General features: G+C 70.6%; 10 protein-coding genes. 3 read left to right on the top strand and 7 right to left on the bottom strand.

Annotated features, from left to right (window positions below):
- Window positions 1-152: 152 nt before the first annotated feature.
- The gene (locus IM689_RS01815) at window positions 153-740 is read right to left on the bottom strand and encodes a GNAT family N-acetyltransferase (protein ID WP_047310597.1); all 588 of its coding nucleotides are present in this window, start codon (window positions 738-740) and stop codon (window positions 153-155) included.
- A 168-nt stretch (window positions 741-908) separates the two neighbouring features.
- On the opposite strand from IM689_RS01815, the gene IM689_RS01810 reads away from it, so the two are divergent.
- Window positions 909-1,958, top strand: a complete 1,050-nt coding sequence (locus IM689_RS01810; protein ID WP_193642625.1) for a lipid II:glycine glycyltransferase FemX — start codon at window positions 909-911, stop codon at window positions 1,956-1,958.
- Window positions 1,959-2,166: 208 nt separating this feature from the next.
- Here IM689_RS01810 and IM689_RS01805 read toward each other — a convergent pair whose 3' ends face one another.
- Together IM689_RS01805 and IM689_RS01800 are read right to left on the bottom strand one after the other, a co-directional pair.
- Window positions 2,167-2,661, bottom strand: coding sequence for a hypothetical protein (locus IM689_RS01805; RefSeq protein ID WP_193642624.1), 495 nt, complete (start codon window positions 2,659-2,661; stop codon window positions 2,167-2,169).
- 93 nt (window positions 2,662-2,754) lie between these two features.
- On the bottom strand, window positions 2,755-3,351 hold the full coding sequence (locus tag IM689_RS01800; protein ID WP_193642623.1) for a glycosyltransferase family protein: 597 nt from the start codon (window positions 3,349-3,351) through the stop codon (window positions 2,755-2,757).
- 322 nt (window positions 3,352-3,673) lie between these two features.
- Between IM689_RS01800 and IM689_RS01795 the strand changes: the two genes are divergently transcribed.
- Complete coding sequence (locus tag IM689_RS01795; protein WP_319803757.1) at window positions 3,674-4,315, top strand: DUF3253 domain-containing protein; 642 nt, start codon at window positions 3,674-3,676, stop codon at window positions 4,313-4,315.
- A 204-nt stretch (window positions 4,316-4,519) separates the two neighbouring features.
- On the opposite strand, the gene IM689_RS01790 is transcribed toward IM689_RS01795, so the two are convergent.
- Both IM689_RS01790 and IM689_RS01785 read right to left on the bottom strand, forming a co-directional pair.
- Window positions 4,520-5,242 (bottom strand): CPBP family intramembrane glutamic endopeptidase, encoded by a 723-nt coding sequence (locus IM689_RS01790; protein WP_047310595.1) that lies wholly within the window; start codon window positions 5,240-5,242, stop codon window positions 4,520-4,522.
- On the bottom strand, window positions 5,242-6,657 hold the full coding sequence (locus tag IM689_RS01785) for a tryptophan-rich sensory protein (protein ID WP_193642621.1): 1,416 nt from the start codon (window positions 6,655-6,657) through the stop codon (window positions 5,242-5,244). The genes IM689_RS01790 and IM689_RS01785 overlap by 1 nt, the downstream gene beginning before the upstream one ends.
- A 235-nt stretch (window positions 6,658-6,892) precedes the next feature.
- Between IM689_RS01785 and IM689_RS01780 the strand changes: the two genes are divergently transcribed.
- Window positions 6,893-7,615 (top strand): DUF998 domain-containing protein, encoded by a 723-nt coding sequence (locus IM689_RS01780; protein WP_193642620.1) that lies wholly within the window; start codon window positions 6,893-6,895, stop codon window positions 7,613-7,615.
- 115 nt (window positions 7,616-7,730) lie between these two features.
- Here the strand turns inward: IM689_RS01780 and IM689_RS01775 are convergent, their stop codons facing one another.
- Window positions 7,731-9,359 carry a glycosyltransferase family 39 protein gene (locus IM689_RS01775; RefSeq protein ID WP_193642619.1) on the bottom strand — a complete coding sequence of 543 codons (1,629 nt, stop codon included), beginning with the start codon at window positions 9,357-9,359 and terminating at the stop codon, window positions 7,731-7,733.
- 37 nt (window positions 9,360-9,396) lie between these two features.
- A complete protein-coding gene (locus tag IM689_RS01770; RefSeq protein WP_193642618.1) occupies window positions 9,397-10,611 on the bottom strand; it encodes a glycosyltransferase in 1,215 nt (404 codons plus the stop codon).
- Window positions 10,612-10,843 lie beyond the last annotated feature (232 nt).

Raw genomic sequence — 10,843 nt, 5'->3', positions numbered from 1 at the left:
GTGGACGAAAATTGCAGTTGTACACGGCGCGCCGGGGCCATCCTGCGATCTACGTCCCCATCTGCGAATCCCGTCCACCTTCGCGAACCCCGTCCATATTCGTACCGCGGGGTGGCGCAGCGCCACCGAGACGAAGAGCGCGGACGGGCCGGCTACGCGACGTCGCCGCCGCTGGGCGGGGAGGCCTCAGCCTGGGCGCTTTCATCGACGCGGATGCGGCTGTACATGAACATGTCCTTGCGCGAATCGCCCACCTGCTGCCAGGAACGCAGCAGCCCCTCGCGTTCGAAACCACAGGCCTCGGCGCAACGCCATGACGCCTCATTCCACGGCTCGACGTAGAGCTCGAGGCGGGCCACATCTTCGAGCGTCTCGGCCCAACCGCTCAGGATGGCGAGTGCGCGCTTCGCGTAGCCGCGTCCCCGGAACGCCGGCGCCAGCCAGTACCCCGTCGAGGCACGCCCCTGGTGGATGGAGCTGAGCCACAGGCCGATGTTGCCGATGCACTGATCGTGCTGGTCGGTGATGGCGAAGGAGTACCCGGCGCCGGTCCGTAGTCGCTCGTGCTGACGCGTTGTGTAACTCAGCGCGTCGTCATGGGAACCGCTCGCGGGGACGGTCGTGATGAGGGGAATCCGCGGGTCGCGGGCAACGCTGCGAACCAGATCCACGTCATCGTTCACGAAAGCGCGAAGGGTGACACGTCCGTCCCCCAGGTTCGGCAGTTCGGCGGGGAGCATGGTCTCACTCTCTCCCCATCGGCGATCAGCGGCAACCGGGTGACATGCGAAGGCTCAGGATGCGCGGTCAGGGGGTAAGTCTCGCGATACGGTTGGGAAGTTGCCTCGCGGTCTTCGTCCGTGCTGCACATCGCCTGAGCGTTATCGCCCCGATGATCGGAACCTCGAATGTTCTCGCTCGAATCGCCACTGCAGACCGACGCATGGGCCAAGGTCCAACGCAAGCTCGGCAAGCCGACGTCGACACTGCAGGGTGACGGGTGGTCGGCACTGTGCGTCGAGGAGAAGCGCGCGGTCGGCTCCTACCTGTACGTGCCGTACGGGCCGATCTGCCGTGACGCGGGCGCACTCGACGACGCCTTGCGTGCCATCCACGCCCATGCTCGTCGACGGCGAGCCTGGTGGGTTCGCGTCGAGCCGCGCAGCAGCGAACGCGAGGCCCTCTGGTCGGACCTGCCGCTGTGGCGGGACGTGCTCGAGGCCGACAGATTCCACCCGGCGCTGCACGATCACCAACCGAAGCACACTCGCCTCATCGACCTGACTGCGGGCCCGGACGCCATCCTCGCCGCGGCGACGGGCAGCATCCGCACGATTCACCGCAACCACGCGAAGAAGGGCCTGGAGGTGCGGACGAGCCGCAACCCGGACGACGTCACCATCCTCGCCGCGTTCCTGTCGCAGGCTGCTGGGCACAAGCACATCGTCGTCCGCTCGACCAGCTACCTGCATGCGGTGGCTTCCGCGATGATGCCGGTGGACGCGGCGACCCTCTATTCGACGTGGAAGGACGGCGCCCCGCTGTGCGCCACCCTCGTCTACGACAGCCCCACCCAGCGGCTCTTCGCCCACGCCGCGATGCCCGTGGAGCATCGAAAACTGCGTCCGAACCAGCCCCTCATCACGCGCGCGCTGCTCGACGCCCACGACGCAGGCATTCGGACCGCTGACCTGTTCGGCCTCGCACCACCGGACGAGCCGAACCATCCCTGGGCGGGATTCAGCGCCTTCAAGCGTTCCTTCGGTGGCGAGGACGTCACCCACCTCGGCACCTGGGAACGCGACATCGTGCCCGGAGCGCGACGTGCCCTCGAAGCCCGCGAGCATCTCGCGGAACGTCGTCAGACGCAGCGGGCTCGAGGCCCGGAGGCCACCGCGGACTCGTCGGCGCCCGTGGCGACGACGGTGTCAGCGGAGAACAGCTCGGTGCCGCACTGACGATTGGCCGACGGGTCAACGGCGCGACTGGGGCGTCGTAGGGTCCGCGGGGGGCGACGGGGCAGCGGTGGTGACCACGACATCGCCGATGTGACGAGGATTCGCAGACCGGGACGCGGCTCGCAGAGGTGGACGAAGATCGCGAATTTCGTGCACATTCAGGCACACGACGTATGTCGCTCACAGACGCGCCAGGGGCGACGTCGCTTCAACGAGTGGGAATGCTGGCGCGGTAGATCTCGGAGTGAACGCGTGCTCCGGCATCGCGTTCGTCGCGGCGTTCAGCGACGTCGGCCGGGGCGGCGCTCCCTTGGTCGACGGCGACCAGGATCGTGTCGGCAAGCCTGCGAGCGTCGACGGTGGCGTCCTCACTCGCGGCCGCACCGTCCTCGGCCTCATCGCCCCGGCCCGCGAGATCGTAGAGGACGGGCGCGTGCTGTTCGCCGTAGAACCCGATGTTCGGTGCCACGACGCGCACGCCGAGGTCGTGACACATCTCGATCCACCCCGAGTGGGCGCCCCAGACGTTCGCCATGACGCTGACGTCGAGGCCTCCGACGAACGCGAACAGCGTCGCGTCATCGATCGGCTCGTGCAGGATGAGCGTGATGGCGCCGCGCGTCGCCAGTGCCTCGGCGCGCTCGACGACGCAGGCGTCGTGACCGCGATCGGTCGGGTCCGCAACGGCGCGGTGCATCGTCACGACGATCTCGACGTCAGGCCGCTCATCGGCGACGAGGGCGAGTGCGTCGAGCGCTCCCGCTGCGTCGACGTTCGTGCGAAGACTCTTGAGGTGCTAGCCGATTCGCCGACGATTATTTCGCGCGGGCGCCGCTGTGCTGTCGTCGCTCGACCGCGCGTCGGCGCGGTTCGTCCGAGAGGAAGTGTCATCGAGCAGGAGCGCGGCCATGACGTCCAGCGGCACGATGTGCGGGTGGTGCACGACGACGGCGTCGCGACTCCAGCGAGCCAGGATCGCATCAGCCGCGCCCTGGGTCAGCGTGATGACGGCGTCAGCCGCCGGCACGAGCGCGTCGAGTCGGCTGAGCTGCGCCGCCGGGTCCTTGATGTGCGGGTTGCGCAGGTCGTGCACCGTGACGACGACGCCCTTGCCCAGCTCGTGCGCCACGTCGACGACCTCGCGCAGGTGCTCAGGGCTGAACGACTCGAACCCGAAGTGGACGTGCAGCACGTCGAACTCGCCGGCATGCTCGCGTAGCCAGGCCGGATCGAGGATGCGCGGCGGCCACCAGCGCGTCGAGCCGTCGTCAGCGATGACGGGCGGGTCGGTCAGGCGGATCACCTCGTCGCACCCGTCGCCTGGTGTCTCGCCGGTCGGGGAGAGGTGCGCGACGTAGGGGTGATCGGCCGGAACCGACGCGACACGAATCATGGCTTCTCCTGGACGCGATCTCATCGGCTACGACACTGAGCACGACACAGTGAACGCGACCGAGGGCGGGCGCCGTCACCCTACCCGCAGGCTCGCCCGTTGACGGATCATCGTTGCCCGGATTCGCGTCATGTTCGACGCCAATCCGGGCAACGATCGTCCCTCGGCCTGACAAGTGCATCGCGCATCTGCAGTCAGACGGTGCCGCCGACATGAGCCAGGCCCGGGGGAGGCGGCGCGAGGCAGCCCCGTCTTCATCGGCGCGGGCATGTCAGACGTGCTCCGGTGGACACGCGGCGGCGTGGGCCGTCACAGTGGGCGGGTGAGTGAACCCGAGCGCACCCCGGACGGTCGCTACATCGTCGTGAACGGTCGACGCTGGCGCGCGTCCGACCCTGGCATCCCGCCGAAGCTGCGGCAAGAACTCGTCGACGAACTGATGGCCGCCCGTCGCCTCGTGCGCACGGACGCCGAGCACGCCCGACCGCGCGTGCAGGAGGCCAAGATCGCTCTCGGCGAGCGGGGCTACGAATGGTGGACTACTCCGTCCGACGACGAACGCGACGTCCGCATCGAAGCGACGATCCGCGCGCTGCTGCGTCATCGCGCCGGCAAGAGCATCTGCCCCAGCGACGTCGCGCGCGTGGTCGGCAGCGGCGCGCACACTGACATCCATGGCGACGGTATTTCGAAGGCGAGTGGCCACGAGACGGAGACCCAAGTCGGAGGCGAGTCGACCACCACCGGGGGCAGCGATGCGACGAACGGCGATGACGGGTGGCGCGACCTCATGCCCGCCGTCCGCGCCGTGGCGCATCGAATGCGAGCGGCCGGCGAGGTGCTCGTCACCCAGGAGGGCAAGGCCGTCGACGAGACAGCTCGCGGGCCCGTCAGGATCATCTTTGCCGACGGTGGCGCTGACGATGACATTCGTGCTGACGCTGGGGAGCGCCCCTCGTCGTGATGTTCCCCGACATCGCGTCGCTGCCGACGCGATGTCGGCGAAAATCGCTGACGCTCAGTCTGACGACGGGGCGTATCGCTCGAGATCCGCCGCGACCGTCCCCCGACGCCGCGCTGAGTGCCAGCCTGGCACCACAGGTTGACTTCCACCGTAGATCGCAGCGGGGGGACACCCCACGTCAAGGGCGTCGGGCTGCCGATCTCACTACACGACGTGCGGCAGGACGAACAGCATGAGCATCGACCACGTCAGGTGCGTGACGATCGGCCCCGCGAGCGAGCCCGACTGCTGACGCAGCACGGCGACGACGAAGCCGAGCATCGCCGCGGCGAGTGCGAGCAGCGGAATGCCGGTCAGGGCCGTGACGGCCGTGTAGGCGACCGTCGTCCACAGCACGCGCTTCCTCGGCGACAGCACGCGCCAGAGCCCGCCTCGGTAGAACGCCTCCTCGGCGATGCCGTTGACGGCCGTCGTCAGTGCGACGATCGGCAGGCTGCCCTTGCGGGCATGGTCGAGCAGGTGCGAGACGGGGTCGCGCAGCGCCGGGATGAAGCGCACGAGAAACGCGCCGACGACGAACAACAGCGCCAGCGCGATGCCGATGCCGAACGCCTCGAGCAGTTCGCGTCCGTCAGCGCGCCAGCGCAGCCTGGTCGCGCCGACCCGGCCGGCCGCGAAGATCCCCGCTCCGTAGATGACGGAGACGAGGAACGTCGCCGGGTAGAACAGGGCCTGCCCCGGCTCGAGATTGAGCGACCACGAGAGGGCGACGGCGGCCGCGACGCCCGTCGCGCCGATGATGACCCGCGTCGCCCCGAGACGATGCTCCGGCACGGGATCGGCCCCGGCGTCACGTAGTTCGACGTCGCGTGCCCCTGCGAGCGCGGCGCCGAAGACGTGGCGAGGTGAGCGGTGCGATGTCGCCATCAGCGTCCCGGGTTGCGACGGGCGATGACGGCGCTGAGGACGGTGGCGAACCCCGTCCACGCCGCGTACGGCGCGAGCACGACGCCCTTCTCCGGCGACGCCCTGTGCGCGCGGCGCACGAGGTCGGCCGAACTGGCGGCGAGCACCGCAGCCTCCAGCACCGCCGGACGCAGCTCCTTCGCGGCGAAGAACGTTCCGTTCCAGCCGACGTTGAGGGCCAGGTTCGCGGCGAGCGCCGCGATGTACGCGCGCTGTTCCTTGGTGCGGCCCGTCTCGGCGAGGTCGGCGATCGTCAGGCTCGAGATGAATGCGAGGTCTGTGTAGAGCGCGCTCCACACGATCGGGAACGCGGCGGGCGGCGGCTGGATCTCCGGTTTGCGCAGCGTGCGGTACCACGCCGACTTCGGGTTGGTCAGCAGCGAGCCGGCGACGGCGGTCGCGGCGACGGCGGCGGACGTCAGCCCGAGCGTGCGTACCCAGCGCGAGGTGTCGAGGTCCTTCACGGCCGCGCGCACGGCATCCTCGAACGACGTGTGACCGCCCGGAGGTGCGCCGACGAGGTCGTCGAGGTCGCGTTCGTGGACGACGGTGTCGTGCTGCAGGCTGCCGATGAGCGGCGCCGCCAGGCTGCTGGAGACGGGCGTCACGAGGCCGATCCAGTGCCCGGCGAGTCCGGCCGTCGTCACCGGCGCGGTGCCCACGATGCGCGGCAGCCAGCGCTTCGTCGCCTTCGCGTAGCGCTTCATCATGTCGCCGTACGGCATCGGTTCGGGGCCGCCGATGTCGAAGGTGCGGCTGACGTCGGCGGGCAGGTCGGCGGCACCGACGAGATAGTGCACGGCGTCGGCGACGGCGATCGGCTGGATGCGGTTCTTGATCCACTTCGGCGCGATCGCGCCGGGCAGGCGCTCGCTGAGGTTGCGCAGCATGATGAATGACGAAGACTCGTCGCCGATGACGACGCCCGCCTGCAGCGCCGCCGTCGGAACGCCGGAGTCGATGAGCACGTGGCCCACCTCGACGCGCGAGCGCAGGTGGTCGGACAACTGCTCGACGTCTTCGTCGTCCGGGTGCAGGCCACCGAGGTAGACGATGCGCGAGACGCCGGCGTCGCGGGCGGCGTCGGCGAACGTCGAGGCCATCTCCTTCTCCTCGGAGACGAAGTCGTCGGACGTGCTCATGGAGTGCAGCAGGTACCAGGCGACGTCGACGTCCTCCATGGCGCGCGCGACGTCGGAGGCCTCGGACGCGTCACCCTCGACGACCTCGACGTGCTCGCCCCACGGCAGCGCACGCACCTTCTTCTCGCTGCGGCTGAGCACGCGCACGCGCCATCCCCGCTCGACGAGTTCAGCGGCCACCTGGCCGCCGACGTATCCGGTGGCCCCGGTGACGAGGGCGAGGCGAGAGGTCATGAAGTCCATCCGTTTAATCGAGGAATGCGCGTGGATCACGTTGGAATTTCAGGATAGTCGTACCTGACGCCGGCGTCAGCGGCGCCGGTCACAGCGGGGTTGCTCAGCGCGGGTGTCAGCTGCGCCGTTCATGCGGGCGCACCTGAGCGCCGCGGTGCGTGGGGAACGGCTCGCCGTCATTCCAGCCTGCCGGCGCCCAGAGGGGGCTGGGCGGCTGCGGCCTACACTCCTCGACGTGTCCGAACCTCAGGGCGAGCCCTCGCACCCGCCGCTCCGAGCCGAGCGCCGCTCGGCTCGGCGCGAGCTTTCGGCGGCTGCATTGCTCGTCCTCGGGCTCGTGCTGTGCGTGGGCGCGTACGTCGCGGCGGTGCATGCTCGGGGCGCGTCGTTCTCCTGGCGGCGCGCGATGATCAGCGACCTCGGACGCACGATCTGCCGCGACTGGCACGGATTCTGGGTCTGCTCGCCGCGCGCCGACCTCTTCAACGTCGCCGTCGGCGTCGCAGGAGCCTGCATCCTGACGGCGGGGGTTCTGACGCGCGATCGACTCGGACGATTCGTGACGGCGGCGCTCGTCTGCCTCGGCGTCGGACTCGTGTGGGTCGCGGTCTTTCCCGCTGACGGAGCCATCGGGGTGCACATGGTGGGTGGCGTGCTCGCGCTGCCGGCGCCGTCCGTCCTGTTGCTCGCACATGGGCTGGTGGGGGTGCGGTCGGCCGGCTCACGAGGGGATCGCGATCGGTTCGCGAGAGAGCGCGAGCCCCGTCACACGCTGACGCGCGTGCTCGGGGCGCTGGGTGCCGTGTCGTCGCTCATGAGTCTCGACCACGTCATGCCGGCGCCGGCACCCATCCCGCGCGGGGTGGCGGAGGGCATCTCGTTGCTGGCGCTCGCAGTTGCCCTCGTCGTCGTGGCGTTCGACCTGCTGCGACGCCCGCGCGACATCACCGCACCCTGACACACCCCGCCTCCCTCGATGTTGCCCGGGTGTCACGGCGCTCGCGCCCCAAGAAGCGGGCAACATCGCGGCCTTGGACGCGCGCCGCGCGACACGAGGAGCAGGGGAGTGCGCCTCAACCGCCGAGGCGGCGCAACGTCGGCCAGACGGCGCCCCATCCTCCTCGAGGGTCGGAACATCGCAGCATCGTCGTGCCGTCGAGGCCGAACGGGTCGTGCGGCGCGATGAGCCGCCCGGCGGGGTCGCAGCGCGTGAACGCCGCACGGATGCGGTGCTCGTCCCCGCCGACGGCGAGGACGTCACGCGTGCCCCCGTCGCTGCGTGGCGGCCCGAGGCTCCAGAGCGCGTTGTGCCACGAGGCGACGTCGGCACGCGGCACCCCGAGCGCAGGGCCGTACTGATGTGCAGCTCCCGCGAGGGCATACGAATCGGTGACGATGGCCGCACCCGTCGGACGGGCTGTCGCCATCTGAGCGGCGAGTGACGGCCAGTCGGTCTGGTCGCGCTGCATGGGGTCGAGGGCGGAGACGATGGAGAACGCCGGTGACGAAACGGGCGCGATCGGTAGGCAGATGAGGGCTGCGACGACGGCGTTCGCCGTCACGACGATGGGCGCGCGTCGCCACACGTACTCCTCGTCCGCAGCCGCCCGCGCCCAGCCGACCGCGACAAGCGGCAAGAACACCGCGACCGCGTAGTAGGGCTGCGCAGGGGAGACGAGCGCGAACACAAGGACGATCGCGCCCATGACGGCGAGCACCGGCCCGGTGCGCTGTTGTGGTGGGTCCGGGGCGATGCGGCCGGCGTGACCGTCGTCGGTGGAGAAAAGATCGTTCGTGACGCCGCCGAACGCCTTGACGCGGGCGTCGTCAGCGGGACGGCTGCGCCAGCCGTCCGCCTCGACGTGCCGACCGTCGTCGTCGCCGCCGTCAGCTCCGGGGTGGGCGGCGCGACGACTTCCCGGGCGCCACCACAACCCCCGCCATGCGACCTGGACGAACGGCGGTCCGACGAACACGACGAGCAGCGGCACGACGAGCCATCGGTTGAGCACCCCATGACGGGCGACGAGGTCGGCCGAGACGTCGAGCATCGGCACGCCGTGAACGATCTGCGCCCCCACCTGGAACCCTCCGAGCGCGACGAGCAACGCGGCGCCGCACCAGGCGTCACGGGTGCGCAGCACCCACCGGGCGCACGTGGCGAGCGCGACGAAGGCCGCGGCGACGAGCACGAGGACGAGCAGCTTGTTCCAACATGCCACCCCAGCCGCCGCGCCGGCCCACGTCAGCGCATGGCGACGCCCCGTCAGCGCAGCGACGACACCGAGCACGACGAGCTGCCACGCGAGCAGATCGAGGCTCGCCGTCAGCATGACGTGCCCCATGAGCAGCGGATAGACGGTGAACGCATGCGCCCACGCGGCGATGCGCTGCACCCTCACATCAGCGCCGAGAAGCCGCGGAAACAGCCCCGCGACGAGCGCGCCCGCCCCCGCCGCGAGCGGGGCCGGCAGCCGTTGCACCCACACCGCGTCACTCACCGACGCCGCTGCGTGCGCGAGCCAGACGGTGAGCGGCGGCTGATCGTCGTACCACCACGCGGGCGGCAACATGCGAAAGTACAGCTCGTCGCCGTGAAAACCGTGGCGCGACGCCGTCGCGAGCAGCACGATCATGACGGCCAGCGCTGCCGGAGCACCGGGGCGCCACCACGGCTGCGCCTCGACGAACCGCGCCGACACACGCCACCTCGATGAACTCGACGCGGACGGCGTCACGTCATGCCCCGCCGACGAACTGTTCGATGGCGGCGACGGCCGCGCCCGCGCCGTCCTCGGTCGCCACCTGACGTCCGAGATCCGCTGCACGCTCGCGCATTCCAGCACTCATCGCCGCGCGCAGCCGACGCGTCAGCAACCCCGCGGTGAGCAGTCGGCGCGGCAGCGGCGCGGGTGCGAGGTCGAGCGTGTGGAGGCGGTGCGCCCAGTGGTACTGGTCGGCGAAGTGCGGGACGACGACGCTGGGCGCGCCCGCGGCGAGCGCGGTACCCGTCGTCCCCGACCCGCCGTGGTGGACGACGGCGCGCACCTGCGCGAACAGCGCGTGGTGCGGCTCGTCATCGATGCCGACGACGACGCCATCCGCCTCGCGCGGCGCACCGTCGAGCTGGACGAGCGCGCGCACGCCGAGTCTCCGGCATGCCTCGGTGACGACGTCGACGACGCGGCCCGGTGAGTTCTGGTGCATCGAGCCGAACCCGACGGCGATCCACTCGTCGCCGGAGGCGAGCAGCGCCCGGGTGCGCTCCGACAAGCCCTCGTGCGGCGCCTCGCGCCACCACCCCGTGACGACAGTGCGGGAGTCGTCCACTGGCTCGGCGAGCAGCGGGCTGTACGCGTGCAGCGAGCCAAGAGTCGCCGTCGTCAGGCCCGTGGGGTGGGCGGCGCGCAGGTCGAGTCGGCCGTCGGCCCATCCGCCGTCGACGCCCGCGAAGTACGGTTCGACGCGCCGCAGCGCTCCACGCGCGCGACGCCGCACACCGGTGGGCAGCGTCCATGCGTACGGCAGCAGCGGCATCGGCCCGTCGAGCGTGTCGAACTCGGGCCACAGGTGCGCGCGGACGACGGGGACGTCGGCGCGCATCGCCTCGTCGACGGCGGCGATGGCGAAGCTGGAGGCGACGAGGACGTCGGCGCCCGCGAGCGCCTCACGCGTGGTCGGCCCGAACGACTGCAGGAACTCGGCGAACACGTTGCGCGTGCGGTTGAGCGCGCGCAGATCACCACGCCGCAGTGCGGTGCCCGCCGGGCCGGCGAGGAGGGCACCCGGATCGCTCGCCACCGTCACGACGCGCGGGCCGTCCGGCATGACGTGCGCGAGCGACGCGTGGGTGACGACGGTGACGTCGTGCCCACGGGCGACCAGACGCGCGGCGAGCACCCCGAACGGGACGGCGTCGCCGCGGCTGCCGGCTGCGGCGATGACGACCCTCATGCAGCCCGCTCCGACGGGTGAACGCACGGGGTTTCGGTGCTCGCGTCGCGTTCGCGCGGGCGTCGGAATCGCATGGCACACCTTCGAATAGCCGGACGGGTGCCCTCATCGTAGTGCCGCCACGACGGCGCGAACGGGCCCGCAGAGTCGCCGCGGCACGGTCGCGAACGCCAACCCCCATGGTCGAATTCCGTGATTTTCCAACGCCTCCGGGGCGCTCGCATCGGCGTGT

The sequence above is a fragment of the Dermacoccus barathri genome, assembly GCF_015070805.1.
GTDB classification, from domain to species: domain Bacteria; phylum Actinomycetota; class Actinomycetes; order Actinomycetales; family Dermatophilaceae; genus Dermacoccus; species Dermacoccus abyssi.
Note: the sequence above shows the minus strand (reverse complement) of the source record. Positions and strands in the feature narration are given on the sequence as shown.

What these genes read in the sequence shown, in the direction of transcription:
- IM689_RS01815 (WP_047310597.1), bottom strand. Translation starts at nt 740, where the DNA reads ATGCTCCCCGCCGAACTGCCGAACCTGGGGGACGGACGTGTCACCCTT.
- IM689_RS01810 (WP_193642625.1), top strand. Translation starts at nt 909, where the DNA reads ATGTTCTCGCTCGAATCGCCACTGCAGACCGACGCATGGGCCAAGGTC.
- IM689_RS01800 (WP_193642623.1), bottom strand. Translation starts at nt 3,351, where the DNA reads ATGATTCGTGTCGCGTCGGTTCCGGCCGATCACCCCTACGTCGCGCAC.
- IM689_RS01790 (WP_047310595.1), bottom strand. Translation starts at nt 5,242, where the DNA reads ATGGCGACATCGCACCGCTCACCTCGCCACGTCTTCGGCGCCGCGCTC.
- IM689_RS01785 (WP_193642621.1), bottom strand. Translation starts at nt 6,657, where the DNA reads ATGACCTCTCGCCTCGCCCTCGTCACCGGGGCCACCGGATACGTCGGC.
- IM689_RS01770 (WP_193642618.1), bottom strand. Translation starts at nt 10,611, where the DNA reads ATGAGGGTCGTCATCGCCGCAGCCGGCAGCCGCGGCGACGCCGTCCCG.